This is a genomic window from Paenibacillus sp. FSL H7-0323, assembly GCF_038002725.1.
GTDB classification, from domain to species: domain Bacteria; phylum Bacillota; class Bacilli; order Paenibacillales; family Paenibacillaceae; genus Paenibacillus_AQ; species Paenibacillus_AQ odorifer.
The window spans coordinates 4673074-4688565 of record NZ_JBBODB010000001.1 but is presented as its reverse complement, the minus strand read 5'-3'; the positions used below and the strand labels follow the sequence as shown (position 1 = coordinate 4688565).

15 protein-coding genes and 1 riboswitch are annotated in these 15492 nt (G+C 44.8%); of the genes, 10 read left to right on the top strand and 5 right to left on the bottom strand.

The genetic code is table 11. From position 1 onward, the window contains the following. Positions 1 to 57: 57 nt before the first annotated feature. Both MHH89_RS21175 and MHH89_RS21170 read left to right on the top strand, forming a co-directional pair. Positions 58 to 780: a hypothetical protein gene (locus tag MHH89_RS21175; protein WP_076124118.1), complete on the top strand. Its 723-nt coding sequence runs from the start codon at positions 58 to 60 to the stop codon at positions 778 to 780. A gap of 5 nt (positions 781 to 785) precedes the next feature. Continuing rightward, complete coding sequence (locus MHH89_RS21170; RefSeq protein ID WP_341088040.1) at positions 786 to 2039, top strand: polysaccharide deacetylase family protein; 1254 nt, start codon at positions 786 to 788, stop codon at positions 2037 to 2039. A 16-nt stretch (positions 2040 to 2055) separates the two neighbouring features. Here MHH89_RS21170 and MHH89_RS21165 read toward each other — a convergent pair whose 3' ends face one another. After that, positions 2056 to 3114: an endonuclease/exonuclease/phosphatase family protein gene (locus MHH89_RS21165; protein ID WP_076191625.1), complete on the bottom strand. Its 1059-nt coding sequence runs from the start codon at positions 3112 to 3114 to the stop codon at positions 2056 to 2058. Between the two features lie 155 nt (positions 3115 to 3269). Between MHH89_RS21165 and rlmN the strand changes: the two genes are divergently transcribed. The 4 genes from rlmN to MHH89_RS21145 all read left to right on the top strand — a co-directional run bounded on the left by rlmN (position 3270) and on the right by MHH89_RS21145 (position 6495). Next, entirely contained in the window at positions 3270 to 4340 is a 1071-nt protein-coding gene (gene rlmN / locus MHH89_RS21160) for a 23S rRNA (adenine(2503)-C(2))-methyltransferase RlmN (RefSeq protein WP_076181880.1), read from the top strand. A 79-nt stretch (positions 4341 to 4419) separates the two neighbouring features. Next, on the top strand, positions 4420 to 4707 hold the full coding sequence (locus MHH89_RS21155) for a DUF6509 family protein (RefSeq protein ID WP_036682221.1): 288 nt from the start codon (positions 4420 to 4422) through the stop codon (positions 4705 to 4707). A 222-nt stretch (positions 4708 to 4929) separates the two neighbouring features. Beyond that, the gene (gene greA, locus MHH89_RS21150) at positions 4930 to 5409 is read left to right on the top strand and encodes a transcription elongation factor GreA (protein ID WP_036682220.1); all 480 of its coding nucleotides are present in this window, start codon (positions 4930 to 4932) and stop codon (positions 5407 to 5409) included. A 156-nt stretch (positions 5410 to 5565) separates the two neighbouring features. Further along, positions 5566 to 6495, top strand: a complete 930-nt coding sequence (locus MHH89_RS21145; protein WP_341088038.1) for an AEC family transporter — start codon at positions 5566 to 5568, stop codon at positions 6493 to 6495. Positions 6496 to 6499: 4 nt separating this feature from the next. On the opposite strand, the gene MHH89_RS21140 is transcribed toward MHH89_RS21145, so the two are convergent. From MHH89_RS21140 to MHH89_RS21125, 4 genes are all read right to left on the bottom strand, one after another. Continuing rightward, the gene (locus MHH89_RS21140) at positions 6500 to 7342 is read right to left on the bottom strand and encodes an aldo/keto reductase (protein WP_076222381.1); all 843 of its coding nucleotides are present in this window, start codon (positions 7340 to 7342) and stop codon (positions 6500 to 6502) included. Between the two features lie 58 nt (positions 7343 to 7400). After that, entirely contained in the window at positions 7401 to 8609 is a 1209-nt protein-coding gene (locus tag MHH89_RS21135; protein WP_076124110.1) for an MFS transporter, read from the bottom strand. 210 nt (positions 8610 to 8819) lie between these two features. Beyond that, positions 8820 to 9362, bottom strand: a complete 543-nt coding sequence (locus MHH89_RS21130; RefSeq protein ID WP_081387069.1) for a hypothetical protein — start codon at positions 9360 to 9362, stop codon at positions 8820 to 8822. A 129-nt stretch (positions 9363 to 9491) separates the two neighbouring features. Next, on the bottom strand, positions 9492 to 10460 hold the full coding sequence (locus tag MHH89_RS21125) for a Gfo/Idh/MocA family protein (protein WP_076191635.1): 969 nt from the start codon (positions 10458 to 10460) through the stop codon (positions 9492 to 9494). A 199-nt stretch (positions 10461 to 10659) separates the two neighbouring features. Between MHH89_RS21125 and MHH89_RS21120 the strand changes: the two genes are divergently transcribed. The 4 genes from MHH89_RS21120 to MHH89_RS21105 all read left to right on the top strand — a co-directional run bounded on the left by MHH89_RS21120 (position 10660) and on the right by MHH89_RS21105 (position 15477). Beyond that, positions 10660 to 11607, top strand: coding sequence for a sugar-binding transcriptional regulator (locus tag MHH89_RS21120; RefSeq protein WP_341088036.1), 948 nt, complete (start codon positions 10660 to 10662; stop codon positions 11605 to 11607). A gap of 160 nt (positions 11608 to 11767) precedes the next feature. Next, positions 11768 to 11871: riboswitch (purine riboswitch) on the top strand. Positions 11872 to 12039: 168 nt separating this feature from the next. After that, entirely contained in the window at positions 12040 to 12654 is a 615-nt protein-coding gene (locus MHH89_RS21115; protein ID WP_036682464.1) for a xanthine phosphoribosyltransferase, read from the top strand. Further along, positions 12648 to 13967, top strand: a complete 1320-nt coding sequence (locus tag MHH89_RS21110; RefSeq protein WP_036682206.1) for a nucleobase:cation symporter-2 family protein — start codon at positions 12648 to 12650, stop codon at positions 13965 to 13967. The genes MHH89_RS21115 and MHH89_RS21110 overlap by 7 nt, the downstream gene beginning before the upstream one ends. A 211-nt stretch (positions 13968 to 14178) precedes the next feature. Beyond that, on the top strand, positions 14179 to 15477 hold the full coding sequence (locus MHH89_RS21105; protein WP_076218260.1) for a GntP family permease: 1299 nt from the start codon (positions 14179 to 14181) through the stop codon (positions 15475 to 15477). Positions 15478 to 15492: the final 15 nt, after the last annotated feature.

Genomic DNA, 15492 nt, shown 5'->3' with positions numbered 1-15492 from the left:
GACTCGTGGGCACTCGACATTTTTTGACATTTTTTTATAATTGAGGTGATAAAATCGATGATTTCCCCCTTTTTTAAAAAGAAAGATTCAGTGGATAAGCAATCCAAGTCGGATATGGTTCAAAAGGTACAATTATTAGATGAACAGGTCGAAGAAATAGAAGAAAAGACCTCAGACGAGACTTTAGCTGGATTGGTTACTACAGGCAAAGCTCAGCTTGATAAAAAATCACTCGATTTGATCTTCTCCGTGGAGCAGATTATTCAGGCCAGACAACATGCGGAGACCAATATTAATGAGCTTCAGGATCGGTTAACCCATTCCAGCAGTCATGTGGAGCGCTTAAACCGGGATATGAAGAACCTCAATAAGGTTATTGAGGAAAGAGAAAAGAATGTCCGCGAGCTTGAGCATAAGTTGATTGAGAGAAATTTGAAGGTCGATCAAGTGCTGGAGGATTACCGGGAGCTTCAAACTACGCTCACAGCTGAGATTGAGGAATTGAAGAGTACCATTGAGCTGGAGCAGCAAAAATATGTAAATCTGATTCAAAAACATAACGAAGCCCATGCAGAGAAACTCAAAAAGATGAATGATCTGGAAGAGAAAATCGGACGGGTTGAGATTGAGAATGCACATCTAAAACAAAAGTACGATACGATTCGCCAAGAAAAGGCGTATCTCTCGGGTATGATCAGCGATTTCACCAATCGGATGACGGTTCCTTTTGGGAGTGGCAGTAGTCTGACGGATCGAAACGATGGAAACGGAGATACATAGGATTCATGGCATCTAAGGAACCGGACACCATTCTAATGATTGAGTTACTGTCGCTTGAGCATGAACAGGCCGGTTATCAGATTGAGGTAGGTCTAACCCGTAATGTTGGGTACGCAAGAAGCAAGCTCACCATAGATGAATTTACATACGAACAATTGAAGGCGCTAGGTCCCTTTTCCGGAGGGAGAATGAGATTGTCGCTGTATCCGAAGTGGGATCCGTTTCGGAATAGTTACTACAGCACGCTGATTATAATGAACAGAGCTTACAGCGAAACATTGTATTTTGCCTGTTCTGAAAATTATGTAACCCAACTTCTTCAATTAAAGCAGCAGGACTATCCTCAAGTAGAAGAGGAGAGGGTAGTTCAGACCATGCTTCCCTCTACAGAACCAGGGCATAGGATAAGCAGAAAGAAGACCAAACGAATTGGACTGGTTGCACTGCTGTGTCTCATGTTCGCTTGTTTGATATTTGTGTTACCTCTGCGAATGGATGGACAACTCGTAGATAGTGCTGAAGCGCTGGAGGAACCCGTATTAGGGGCCGACTCTGAGCCATTACTTTCGGTACCGTTCGTTACCCTAGCGCAGACGATATCGGTTCATAACCAGCAAGCTGAGCCTACACCAGAACCTTCAGTCCCTCTTCAAGAACAGACATTACCGTACGAAAAGTATGAATTACCCGAGAATGAATTTTTGTATAGTTTGCCGAAGGGTTATGTTGCCTTGTCATTTGATGATGGACCGTCAAAGTATACGAAAGAGATCGTAGATATTCTAGTAGAACATAAGGTGGCTGCCACCTTTTTATTCATTGGGAATAAGGTAGCTCATAATGCGGAAGCCGTTAGGTATGCTAATGAGCATAAGATGTCGGTTGGGAGTCATTCGTGGGATCATAGCAAAATGACTGCTAATGGCGTTGAGGAGAACCGGAATAACTTGGCGAAGACTAATCAGGCGCTGGAGGAAATTACACAATCACCGATTACTATTTTTCGGCCGCCATATGGGGCGATCAATGACAAGTTAACCGCCAAGGTGACGGAACAGCAGATGAAGGTATTATTGTGGAATCGTGATCCCGAGGATTGGAACGTCAAGAACCCAGAGGATATTCTTCAATATGTTCATCATGCCGATCCGTCCGGCGGAGTCTATCTATTTCACGAAAAGAAGATTACTGTAGAAGCTTTGCCCGCTATCATTAAGTATTTCCAAGAGAAAAACCTAAAATTTGTTGTTTTTAAATAGAATCAGAGAATCCATGTTATTGCAGAATAAAAGTGGCTGTTACAGGGTTGTGATCACTGTGTTCGAAGGATAACTCATGACCCTGTACGCCGCTTATGCTGACGTTTGGTGAGACTAGGAAGCCATCAATCACTGCGCGGAAATTCACACCTTCTGAATAGGCAACATCGAGCGTCCGGACGGAGGGTACCTTGGCATCTACAGCCCACTGAAAGCCCTGTTGAAAATGTTCAGGGAATTCCTGCAGCCATTGCGGCCAATCCTGCGTTGTCTCGAAAGCATCAGGAGCTGTACCCGGAAGGGAATGGTTCCAATCTCCCCCTAAGATGAGGTAATTCCCTTTGTCATTCTCCTTCTTGATATAAGCCGATAAATACTCCAATTGCTGTTTGCGAATCGTTCCGCCTTGGTCAAAGGCTGATAAATGAAGATTGACTAGAATCAGTTCTTTTCCATTATCAACGGGGAATCTGCTCTCCACAAAAGCACGGTCGAGATCAAATTGTTGGCGAGGCCAGGTTTCTTTGCCCGGGAGATCATATCTAATATTACTTGTGCTGTTAAAACGGGATAAAGTTAATAAACCGCTGTTCACCGAGCCCATCGGATCAAGAACAGGAAGCGGTACCCAAGGTACCTTGTAGTTGGTCGCGAAAACATTGCTGTAATCAGCGAATTTATTCGACAAGTAAGAGACTTCATCTATACCGTTGCTACGGGAAGAATCGATGTCGACCTCCTGCAGCATGAACAGGTCCGAGTCTGTAACTGTCATAAGGGACGCTACGGCCTCAAGGTTTATCTTCGTTTGTTCCCTACTGCTTGAGCGTGACTTTGTTCCGCCATCCATAAAGAAATCTTGGCCTTTATCCAACCCGGCGTAGCCAATATTAAAGGTAGTTACAGAAAAGGACTCTCCCTGCTTCATTACTTGCTGCGGATTATTGTTTACAGTAAGTGTAGTAATCTCCTGTGGTTTATAGTCAGTGAGAGTAATATACACTAAAAAACCGCCAAGGATTAGAACGGCAGCTAGAAGGGTGAGGCTGATTGCTTTTATTCTTGTTGAACCCATATGATTCCATCGCTCCTTAGATACATGTTCATAGAACAGACTTTAATGGTGTAAACTTCGACACAACCCAATAACTCCCCTTGTTTTAATAAAAAAAATTTGAGACAATGAGTAGTGATGGTCTGAACTTTAACGTTTTGAAAAGAGGATAACGAATGAATATAGAATCCATTTATGGATTAACTTTTGATCAACTGGCGGCATGGCTGTTAGAACGTGGACATAAAAAGTTTCGGGCTACGCAGGTCTGGGATTGGCTTTATCGGAAGCGGATTACAGACTTTTCGGAAATGCTCGATGTAAATAAAGATTGTGTAGAATTATTAGAGCAGAATTTTGTCATTCATACCTTGGAAGAACATGTGAAGCAGGAATCTGCGGATGGGACGATTAAGTTCCTGTTCCGCCTAAAGGATGGCAACCTGATCGAGACCGTGCTTATGAGACAGAAATACGGCTTGTCTGTATGTGTAACCACGCAAGTGGGCTGCAATATCGGCTGCAGCTTCTGTGCAAGTGGGCTATTGGCGAAGAGCCGGGATCTCTCCAGCGGAGAGATTGTGGAGCAGATTATGAAGGTCCAGCAGCATCTGGATACGGCGAACCTGGATCAAAAGGTCAGTCACGTCGTAGTGATGGGCATTGGCGAGCCATTCGATAACTTCAAGAACCTGCTCGATTTCCTGGCGATTGTCAAAGATCACAAGGGACTAGCAATTGCGGGTAGAGGGATTACCGTATCAACGAGCGGATTGGCTAACAAAATCGTTGAATTTGCGGATGCGAATACGCAAGTGAATCTGGCGGTTTCTTTGCATGCCCCTAATAATGAACTGCGGACGCAGATCATGAAGATTAACAAGGCCATTCCAATAGAGAAGCTAATGGAGTCTATAGATTATTATTTGGAGAAAACCAAGCGGAGAATTACGCTGGAATACATTCTGATGAAGGATGTAAACGACGGCAGAGAGCATGCGCTTGAACTGGCCGAGCTGATTGGCGATCGACGCCCGCTCGTCAATGTGAATTTGATTCCTTATAACCCGGTGGATGAACACAGCCAATATCAAAGAAGCGAGCGGGAGACGGTGCGGGCCTTTTTTGATACCTTGAAGAAGCAGGGTGTCAGCGTAAGCACTCGTCTGGAGCATGGTGTGGATATTGATGCTGCCTGCGGACAGCTGCGAAGCAAACAAATCAAGAAATCCAAAGCCATGGCTTGACGGACTACCTCGACAACAATATGTTACTTTTTGTGATACAATGACGTGGCAGGTATTAGGAAAAGAGGTTGATTGAGTTATGTTGACATTTACGGGCTACAATGTGGAGAATGTAAAAGATCCTTTCGGTATACTAACCGGTAAACGGTATGAATTTGTCGTTCAACTGGACGTTCCAGAGGATGATGAGCTGTATGTAGAGAACGGAGTATCCGCTAGAGCGATTATTAAGGTGGATGAAGATCAAGTCAGCATCGTAAGTTATGATCTACAGGAGACAACTTCAGGTCAACTGCTCGATTTCGATATGGAAGAGGACGAGGAAGAAGCGTTACTCCTTTTTTGTAAAGAGCATTTGCCAGAATAATTAAGCAGCATTGACCTCCTTGCCCAATGTTCAATTGTGGCAGGGATTTTTTTAAAATATAAGCATTTATATGTTTTGTACTTTAAAGTATCTTTATATTTCTACGAGAAATGGTTGTCGTCCTTTAAGGACGACAATGTTGTTTCTTCTTGTAAGATCTTTCGCAAGTTTGGGATATATCGGTTAAAATATTATAAAGCATCCAAAATAGGAGTTGTATACATGTCTAATGAAGAAGTGTTCTTGACCAAAGAAGGGTTGGCTCAATTAGAGGAAGAGCTGAAGGAATTGAAAGGCGCAGGGCGTAAGGAATTGGCCGCACGGCTTAAATTGGCGATCAGCTATGGAGACTTGAAGGAAAATAGTGAGTACCATTCGGCCAAGGACGATCAATCGTTCATGGAGACTCGTATTATGATTCTGGAGAAAATGTTGACCAAAGCCAAGATCGTGGATGAGAGCCAAATGGATCTGTCAAAGGTTAGTATGGGTTGTATTGTTATTCTGAATGACATCGAATATTCGGAGAAGATCGAATATAGAATTGTTGGAGCTGCTGAGGCAGATGTTCTTAATAACAAGATTTCCTATGAAAGCCCGCTAGGCAAGGAATTGCTGGGTAAAAAGGTCGGCGATATTGTTAGTGTAAATGCACCGATGGGCATCATTAAATATGAGTTGCTTGAGATCAAAATGATGTAACAATATACCGAAAAGCTCCCAACCCTTTGTAAGGGTTGGGAGCTTTTTTGCTGGTATGATAGGTTTTGGCTATGAGGTATATTGATTTCATATCTTAGACGTTCTGTGCTGTTGCGCTTATAGTTTGAAGTAACCTACAGCAGAGGAGTTCTATTCATGATCCAAAGTGTGTTATCGACGTTATACCAAGTCATCGTGCCTTTGTCCATTCCTGTGATCGTGGGTGCGCTACTTGGGCGGTTTAAGAATCTGGATACGAAGCCGTTATTGACGCTTTATCTATACTTTTTAACGCCGGCAATTATTTTAAATACATTGGCTACTGCAGAGATATCCATGGATGATATTTATAAGACGCTCGCCTTTTCGCTTCTAAATCTAATCTTCTTATGGGCGATTGCGAATATAGTCGGCAAATTATTGAAGCTAGATCCATCCGAAGTATCCGGTCTGACCTTGATTTCAACGTTTACGAATAGCGTGAATTATGGACTTCCGCTGGTGTTGCTAGCTTTCGGACAGCTTGGTCTCGATAAGGCCTCTGTATATGTGATCGGACAGATGATTATCGTGAATACGATAGGTGTTTATTTTGCAGCAAGATCTCAGTTCTCGGTAAAAAATGCAGTAAAATCGGTCTTTTCACTTCCTGCCATTTACGCAGCTCTGTTGGCCCTTTTTCTCCGTATCTTTGGCCTGCATTTGCCGGCAGAGGTGGCTACAGGGGTTGCCTTGGTAGCTGGAGGATATTCACCGGTGGTACTGGCGATCCTTGGCGCACAGATGGTTAAAGTGAGAAACATGCCATCCGCACGCAAGGGTCAGTCTACTTTTTGGACTGGGCTGTCGATTCGATTAATCTTAGCGCCGCTAGTGGCTTACCTCGGATTATCGATCCTGCAAATTACCGGAACCTTGTTCTCTGTGCTGCTGATTTTGGCTTCTATGCCAGTTGCCGTCAACGCCGTCGTGCTAGCCGAGCGTTTTAATGCCTCACCGGAGCTGGTATCCAAATGTATTTTGTGGACGACGCTTGCTTCGTTTCTCGTGTTGCCGGTGCTTATAGTGTTAGTGCAAGGTGCGTAATCCCTTAGAAATCAAAATGATCTGGGTCTGGACCTACCCGCTGATCTTGGTTGAGAGAGTTAATTAGAGTCATATCCTCGTCAGATAATTTGAAATCAAACACGTCTACATTTTCGATGATCCGGTGTTCTTTAGTAGACTTAGGAATGGTGATAATCCCCCGTTGCAGGTCCCAACGGACAATAACCTGAGCGACGGATTTGTCATGTTTGACGGCAATTTGTTTCAGTACAGGCTGATCGAACAATTGACCTTGCATTAACGGAGACCAAGCTTCTAATTGGATTCCTTGCTCTTTGCAGAAGTCGAGCAGCTCTTGCTGATTCAAATAAGGATGTAATTCAACTTGATTGACCATCGGCTTAATCTCAGCATCCTTCAGTACATCTTCAAGATGGTGAATCTGGAAGTTGCTGACCCCAATGGCTTTTACCCGGCCCTCTTTATACAACGTTTCAAGCGCTCTCCAAGACTCTTTATATTTTCCTTTTACAGGCCAGTGAATAAGGTACAGATCCAGGTATTCAAGTCCGAGTTTAGCTAAGCTAGTCTCGTAGGCGGCAATGGTTTCTTCGTAGCCCATATCTGCGGTCCAGACCTTTGAGGTTACGAAAAGCTCTTCTCTGGACAAGCTGTTCTCTTGCAGAGCCTCTTGGATGGCTTGTCCCACGCCTGTTTCATTCTCATAAATTGCGGCAGTGTCAATGCTGCGGTAACCGTGTCTAATAGCGGATTTGATCGCTTGTATCAGTTCTGCGCCTTCTTCCACTTTAAATACGCCAAGCCCTAGCCAAGGCATATTTACACCGTTGTGTAATGTAGTTGTATCCTGTAGATGTTGAGCCATAATAAAGTAACCTCCTAAGATATTTAAAAGTTTGTTTGGGTTGTTAATGGACTGCTCTTTAAGCAGCTTTAGTCTGGAGAGGAGCCTCATCTTTCTTCTCCAGAGCACGGCTCCATGCCGTCAGTATTACTGCGGACAGAACCATGATGGCACCTACCCAAGTGGTATGAATCAGTCCCATATGATCTGTGACGATGCCGCCAAGGTACGCACCAATGGCAATACCAGCGTTAAAAGCAGCAATATTTAATGCAGAAGCTACATCTCGTGCACTTGGCGCATATCGATCTGCAAGCGTAACAACATGTACTTGCAAGCCGGGCACGTTCATGAAAGCTAACAGTCCCATAAAGAAGATCGTAATCAGTGCGGCAACCTTGTAAGGTGCGGTAAAAGCTAAGACAAATAAGACGACAGCTTGGACTGCAAACATATAGAATAGAGCATTCATCGGTTGGCGGTTGGCGGCTTTACCTCCAATCACGTTCCCGATGGCAATCGCAATGCCGTATACAAGCAAGATTACGGCGACTGTATTCTCTTTGAAGCCGCTGATCTCATGCAGAAGGGGTGATAAATAAGTAAAGACTACAAATGTGCCCCCATAGCCCAAAGCCGTAATCGCGAAGGCAAGCAGTAAACGCCCATTGGTGACCAGCTTAACTTGCTCACGAAGGGGTGTATGGGTACCTTTGCGCAGCCCGGATGAAGGAACAAGGATCAGATTGCCGATGAGTGCTATAAGCCCGATAGCAATAATAGCAACAAATGCAGCACGCCAGCCGAGTTGTTGGCCAAGGAACGTACCTAGCGGAACGCCAGTAACAGTAGCTACTGTAAGTCCAGTGAACATGATGGCAATGGCACTGGCCTTACGATCCTCAGGCACGAGGTCGGCGGCAATAGTCGAAGCAATCGACATGAACAAGCCATGGGCCAGAGCGGAAATTACTCTCGCGATTAACAGCAATGTAATTCCGTCCGCAGCCGCCGCAAGACTATTGCCGATAATAAAGACGATCATAATGCTTAGCAGTAAGGTTTTGCGCGATATCGACGTGGTTAGCGACGTTAAGATGGGTGCGCCAAAAGTTACTCCTAAAGCGTATAAAGTAACGGTCAACCCGGCTGTGGTTACCGGTATATGCAGATCCGTGGCGATTAGAGGCAGCAGCCCCACACTTATAAACTCAGTGGTACCAATCGCAAAGGCACTAATGGCTAGAGCTAAGAGTGCCAAGGTGCTTCTTTTTTTATCTAAGGACATTTCTTTCACTCCTACGCTGTGTTAATCACCGGCCGGTAAGTGCTATTATGAAGAGATCTGTCCATTTAGTATAGTACGTACTTTAAAGTGCTATAGGTACTAAAAAGTACCTATAGCACAACTCGCCAAACCGCAAAAAGCATGGGCACCCTGATCTCGTCAGGTTTGCCCATGCTTTTTTGCTATGCTTGTTATATAGTCCCAATAGGGTTAACTAGACCGTTGTTTGAGGTGGCGCCGTTTAGTTGTGCCTTTGTTAGTGGCGTGCCCACCCGATCCTCCACCAACCGCCTGCTGTTGTCTTGTTCCTGGGCTTTCAATAGCGGAGTTTGTTCCACCGGTGCTGAACGTTCCGCCTCCGCTTGCTACCTGAGTTGCGGAGGCATTCTGGCTCCGTTTAGGCAGTTTAACCGTCTGGGTATTGATAACGACCACAACTTCTTTGCGATACGGATATAATAAGAGGGGCTTAGCTTTGCCGCGTTTGTAGCCCCCACTGCCTAGGTTAGTCGCATCACCGCCTGCGCCGACACTTTGTTGTTGGCGTGTATAGGGAGAAGCAATGGCGGCATTATTACCGCTTGCGCTGCTGCGCCCTGCACCGCTTGCAATTTGTGTAGTGTTGGGGGCGTTCGTATATTGATTGTTGATGACAAAGACTAATCTGTCCACTCCGTGGAGGGGGGTCCTTGTAATTATGCGCCGTTTTCCTTTTTGAATAATGACAACGATCCGGTCTCTTTTATAGGCCACCCATATTCACTCTCCCATACTTTGACTTCATTAACATTAATGCAGATGGGGGGAATAAGTGATGAATACGGGCGATCTACCTCGAAAAACAATCATTTGCCTAAGTTAGCTGCCTACTAAACGGTTTATTTATTCAAAGCTATATTTGATCCCCCATTGCTCCCGGACATTGCTCATAATGTCCATGACATCCAAGGAGAGGTTGAGGGTCTCTTTATGGCTTTTATCTGCAATATACCGCTGCATATCTTCAATCTCGTATTGCAAAGCTTTGGCTGTATCTCCAGCTTCAATCGTCTCTACTGTGCCATCCAAATATTGAATGGTGGCTTTGCTGGCCCGCGGGAAATTGTCTACGGTAATAAATCCGAGCTCTCCTGCAACCACCCCCCGTTTAGGCATTTTGGAGCGCATTGTAAGGGAGATTACCGCCATTTCATCTGCCGCATTGTTAAGAATAATACCGGATTGCTCGTCCACTCCTGTCTCGAATTGTTTTACCGTAGTAAGAATCTCATGGGGCTGTTTGGACAGGAAGAATCTTGTGAAGGACAGCGCATATGTCCCAATATCCAGCAGTGCTCCGCCCGCCAGATCTTTGCTGAAGAAACGGTTGTTCACATCATATTCTTTATGGCTGCCAAAGGAGACCTGCACCATTTTGAGGCGCCCGATGATGCCGTCATCAATGAGCTGCCGCAGTTTCTTATACAGTGGCATATGGTAGATGGTCATAGCTTCGGCCACAACCAGATCCTTTTCAGCGGCAAGTCGGGTGACTTCTTGAAGTTGTTTGCTGTTCACCGTGATTGCTTTTTCGCAGAGAACATGTTTGTTATTCTGTAAGCTTTCAATGATGTATTCATAATGATTGCTATGTGGCGTAGAGATGTACACTACATCAATTGCAGGATCTTGCAGCATTTCACTGTAACTGCCATAAGCTTTCGTGGCTCCATATTGATTAGCGAATTGTTGTGCTTTCTCCAAGCTTCGCGACCCAACCGCATACAACGTTCCTCCCGTTTCATTCAGCGCAGCCGCAAATTCGGCAGCTATACTTCCTGGACCGACAATTGCCCACTTTAAAGGGTTCATTTCCAGCACCTCACTTGTTTGATTTTTTGTTTTTATTTAGAGATACCTTGATTCCATCTGAACCATTCATCTTCATAAAAGTTTTAATATTAAGCACATTTGTGCATTATAATAATAAATGTGCAAAACAATCGTCTACAGTATAGCGGGGGGGGGGTCTAAATCCGTCAAACTGTTGAATACGCGGGGGCGTTGTAACATGGATCGAACAGAAGATAAGAAGCTGCTTATTAAAATAGCACAAATGTATTATGAACAGAATTTAACGCAGAGTGAAATCTCCAGCCAACTTGGTATATATCGTACCACTATCAGCAGGATGCTAAAGAGGGTACGTGAAGAAGGGATCGTTACAATAACTATTAATTACGATACTGGCGATCATTTTACATTGGAGCAGGAGTTGAAGGAGCGGTTCGGGCTACGGGAAGCCATTGTTGTGGAGGTAGATCCTGCACAGTCCAGCACGATTAAACGCAAAGCTATAGGACAAGCCTGTGCGAGATGGCTCGAGCAAGTGCTTCTCCCGAAAGATACGATTGGGTTTTCTTGGGGAAGCAGCTTAGCTAGCGTTGTAGAAAGCCTAACACAAGCCCAGAGACCTTTTGTAACCTGTGTACCTACGGTCGGCGGCCCATCAGGAAAGATGGAGAGCGGGTACCATGTAAATAACATCTGTTATCAAGCTGCTCTAAAATGGGGTGCGCGCTCGTTAATGATTGATGTTCCAGCGATCACGGAGCAAAAGGAAACTAGAGATCAACTGATGAATTCCCAGTATTATCAGACCATTGCCAAGGCGTGGGACCATCTGGATATCGCTGTGTTCGGCATCGGATCGCCGGAAATGAAAGGGGAAGAGGCGTGGCGCGGTTTTTATGGTGATGCAGTGATTGCTGAGCTGGAGAATGGAAAGGTCGCTGGTGATATCTGTTCACGATTCTATGATGGCAACGGGATTCCCGTGCATACCGGAATATCGGATCGAACACTGACCATTGAGCTGGAGCAAATTAAGCAAGCACGGTATTCGATTGGTGTAGCGGAGTCACTTGAGAAGGTAACGGGGATCCTTGGGGCACTAAATGGGGGTTATATGAATGTACTTGTAACGACCCAAGAAACAGCGCAGAAGATATTGGAGTAGTAACTACTAAATGTAAACAATTGAATTTCGTGAAAATAACCTGAAAATGGCATGCAAATTGCTTAAAATTTTGCTTGTAAGCACCAGACAGAGCGTGTAAGATATACAAGGTATTCATTTTGAACATTTATAAAAATATAAGTTTCACATTATACATTATCCTTATATTTGCTTGTCAACTCATATAATCTTGGGAATATGGCCCATAAGTTTCTACCGGATAACCACTGTAATTATCCGACTATGAGTGAAATAGCGCATCTAGGGTTCCGCTTCCTGACTATGGAAGGACTGGACCGAGCGATGCGGACACTATGCAGTGTTACACCACTAAGGGACAAAAACCCAGAAGGACAAATTCACTTGAGAGAAACGACTCAAGGGATTTGTCCTTTTTTTGTTTTTAATTCAGAAGGAGAGATCAAGTTTACTATGAAGGTACTTCAAGAGCGCATCAGACAAGAGGGTCTTATTTTATCAGATACGGTACTAAAGGTAGATTCATTTCTGAATCATCAGGTGGATACGGAGCTTGCCTTACAAATTGGACAGGAGTTCAAGCGGTTGTTCGGACATTTGCCTATCACTAAAATCATCACTATTGAAGCGAGTGGCATTCAATTTGCCATGGCTACGGCCATCGCCTTAGGCGTACCGTTTGTATATGCGAAGAAGAAGAAAGCAGTGACCTTATCTGAAGCGGTCTATTCCGCGCCGGTACATTCTTTTACACGCAAAGAGGATTATATGGTTAGTGTCTCGCAAAAATATATCGGACCAAGCGATAAGGTGCTTATTGTAGATGACTTTTTGGCTACTGGTGCTGCTCTTGTTGGACTGGTTGATATCGTGCAAGAGGCTGGCGCTGAGCTCCTTGGCGTTGGTTGTGTGATTGAAAAATGCTTCCAAGAAGGCCGGAGTCTACTCGAGGATAGAGGGATAGAAGTCCATGCTTTAGCCCGGATTACATCTATGTCACCAGGTGAAATTCACTTCATTGATAATGAAAGTTCAAAAGAGCCAATCAAGGAGAGTGCGAGATGTTAAGCAAGAAAAAAGTATTTGCGTTAGGATTTCAGCATGTACTGGCGATGTATGCCGGAGCAGTTGTTGTTCCGCTGATCGTAGGGAACGCGCTGAACCTGAATGCCACCCAAATGGCCTATCTTATCGCAGCTGATTTGTTTACTTGCGGGTTAGCTACTTTGCTGCAGATTATGGGCACTAAGTATTTTGGCAGCAGGCTGCCGGTTATTCTTGGATGTACCTTTACGGCAGTAGGGCCGATTATCGCTATCGGCAGTGCCAACAATTTGGCGACGGTGTACGGAGCAATTATTTTATCTGGTTTATTCGTGGTACTGGCGGCCCCCCTTTATGGGAAGCTACTGAGGTTTTTCCCAACGATAGTAACGGGCTCAGTCGTGACCATTATTGGGTTATCTCTTATTCCTGTAGCTATGAATAGCGTAGCTGGCGGAGAAGGCAGCGCTGATTTTGGGAATCCCCGCAATTTGTTGCTTGCACTGATCACGCTGCTGGTCATTTTAGCGGTTAACCGTTTTACTACAGGATTTCTTCGCTCGGTCTCTGTCTTGATAGGTCTTTTAGTGGGTACAATTATTGCTTATGGAATGGGCATTGTTAGTTTCTCTACAGTAGGTGAAGCCTCTTGGGTAAGTGTTGCACAGCCTTTCTACTTCGGATGGCCTCAGTTCAATCTTACGGCTATTTTCACTATGATCATTGTTAATATTGTTAGTATGGTAGAGTCCACAGGTGTTTACTTTGCGATTGGTAAAGTGACGGATCAGAAAGTGGAACAAAAGCAGATCGTAAACGGGCTGCGTTCGGAAGGTTTGGCGATTATGCTGGGCGGGATCTTTAATGCATTTCCGTACACAGCATTTTCGCAAAATGTAGGTCTGGTCTCGCTGACTCGGGTCAAAACTCGGAATGTTATTTTTGCAGCCGGCGGGATTATGGTTGTGCTTGGACTCCTGCCTAAATTGGCGGCTCTGACAACAGTTATTCCCAATGCCGTACTGGGTGGAGCGATGATCGTGATGTTCGGATCGGTTGCTGTTTCCGGGATGTCGATTCTGTCAGAGGTAGATCTGCGCAAGGATGGTAATCTGCTGATTGCCGCTTGTAGTATCGCTGTTGGATTGGGTTCGGCAACAGTACCTGCAATGTTCGATCAATTGCCTGAATTCGCTCGGATGCTGCTGCAAAACGGTATCGTATCCGGTTCCCTTACAGCGATTGTGCTGAATATCTTCCTCTCCAAGACAAAGGATAATGTTCTGGCAGAAGATCCTGCTGCCCCTGTTCTAACGAAAGAAACTCAAGTTTCTTAATACGTCTAATTCATGTTAAAAGACCAAGCTCTGGTGTGCTGAAACCTAAGCTTGGTCTTTTTCTCATGCTCAGAGCTTGTGCATATGCACAAAAAAATAGGTTGTCCCGTCAATATTATTGGGTTTGTAAGCGCAGTATACTCAGTTTAGAAAGCGTTATCAAATTACACACTGTATAGTGTCAAATTCTTATACTAGGGGGCAACTAGAGATGGAAGGCACAGTAATTAACTGGATGGGCGCGATTGCGGGATTGATTCTGGCCGTCGTATTGATTTTCAAAAAGGTTAACCCGGTCTACGCACTTTTTTTAGGCGCGATTGCCGGAGGAATATTAGGCGGGGCATCCATTGCAGAGACAGTACAATATGTCATCGACGGAACGAATAGTGTTATGGGTGCAGTTGTACGTGTTCTCGCAGCTGGTGTGCTGGCCGGGGTATTGATTGAATCAGGGGCAGCCGAACGAATGGCCGAGACCATAGTAGATAAGCTTGGCGAAAAGAAAGCGTTATTATCTATAGCGCTGGCAACTATGATTATTACAGCGGTAGGCGTATTCATCACAGTCGCTATCATTATTGTCGCTCCAATCGCTTTGTCCGTAGGTAAGAAGATCGGCATTTCCAAAACCGCTTTGCTGCTCGCACTGGTCGGTGGCGGTAAAGCCGGTAACATTATTTCACCGAACCCGAACACCATTGCCGTAGCTAAAGGCTTTGATGTAGATTTGGCTCAGGTCATGATTCATGGATTCATCCCAGCCATTGCGGGTCTGATTGTCACTGTTATTATTGCTAATCTGCTGGTCAACAAAGGTGTGAAAATTGCAGAGGGCGACGTTGTAACTAAAGAGGAAGACAGTACTAAGGTTAAACCTAGCTTTGGCCGTGCCATCGTCGCTCCAGTTGTCGCTATTTTACTTCTAGCCATTAACCCAATCGGAAATATTCTAAATATTGAATTGCTGAAATCATTTAAAGTCGATTCTATGATCATCTTGCCTCTTGCCGGCATTATTGGATTGATTGCTATGAAACAAACGAAGAACATCATTTCTTTTACAACCTCAGGGTTAAATAAAATGACAGGTACAGCCATTATCCTGATTGGTGCTGGTGCTATCGCTGGTATTATCTCGAAATCGGATTTGAGTGCTACTGTTGTAGATGCAATAACGGCTATGGGGATTTCCGGAACGTTCCTTGCGCCAATTGCAGGGATCCTGATGGCGGCTGCTACAGCATCAACCTCTACGGCTTCTATCGTGGCTGCCGGATCATTTGGTCCCGCTATTCTTTCGATGGGCACAGCGCCGCTAAATGCAGCAATTATGGTGCACACCGGGGCTACAGTTATTGACCATCTGCCACACGGTAACTTCTTCCACGTGACCGCTGATTCCGTTAAGATGAACATTAAGGACCGGATGTCACTGATTCCTTATGAAAGTCTCGTGGGTCTGACGATGGCTATCGTCGCCACTATATTATACGGCTTCATCCTATAATTTATATTTGCAACT

Bases quoted from the DNA above. Each gene is read 5' to 3' on its own strand.
- MHH89_RS21175 (WP_076124118.1), top strand. From the start codon at position 58: ATGATTTCCCCCTTTTTTAAAAAGAAAGATTCAGTGGATAAGCAATCC.
- MHH89_RS21170 (WP_341088040.1), top strand. From the start codon at position 786: ATGGCATCTAAGGAACCGGACACCATTCTAATGATTGAGTTACTGTCG.
- MHH89_RS21165 (WP_076191625.1), bottom strand. From the start codon at position 3,114: ATGGGTTCAACAAGAATAAAAGCAATCAGCCTCACCCTTCTAGCTGCC.
- rlmN (WP_076181880.1), top strand. From the start codon at position 3,270: ATGAATATAGAATCCATTTATGGATTAACTTTTGATCAACTGGCGGCA.
- MHH89_RS21155 (WP_036682221.1), top strand. From the start codon at position 4,420: ATGTTGACATTTACGGGCTACAATGTGGAGAATGTAAAAGATCCTTTC.
- greA (WP_036682220.1), top strand. From the start codon at position 4,930: ATGTCTAATGAAGAAGTGTTCTTGACCAAAGAAGGGTTGGCTCAATTA.
- MHH89_RS21145 (WP_341088038.1), top strand. From the start codon at position 5,566: ATGATCCAAAGTGTGTTATCGACGTTATACCAAGTCATCGTGCCTTTG.
- MHH89_RS21140 (WP_076222381.1), bottom strand. From the start codon at position 7,342: ATGGCTCAACATCTACAGGATACAACTACATTACACAACGGTGTAAAT.
- MHH89_RS21135 (WP_076124110.1), bottom strand. From the start codon at position 8,609: ATGTCCTTAGATAAAAAAAGAAGCACCTTGGCACTCTTAGCTCTAGCC.
- MHH89_RS21125 (WP_076191635.1), bottom strand. From the start codon at position 10,460: ATGAACCCTTTAAAGTGGGCAATTGTCGGTCCAGGAAGTATAGCTGCC.
- MHH89_RS21120 (WP_341088036.1), top strand. From the start codon at position 10,660: ATGGATCGAACAGAAGATAAGAAGCTGCTTATTAAAATAGCACAAATG.
- MHH89_RS21115 (WP_036682464.1), top strand. From the start codon at position 12,040: ATGAAGGTACTTCAAGAGCGCATCAGACAAGAGGGTCTTATTTTATCA.
- MHH89_RS21110 (WP_036682206.1), top strand. From the start codon at position 12,648: ATGTTAAGCAAGAAAAAAGTATTTGCGTTAGGATTTCAGCATGTACTG.
- MHH89_RS21105 (WP_076218260.1), top strand. From the start codon at position 14,179: ATGGAAGGCACAGTAATTAACTGGATGGGCGCGATTGCGGGATTGATT.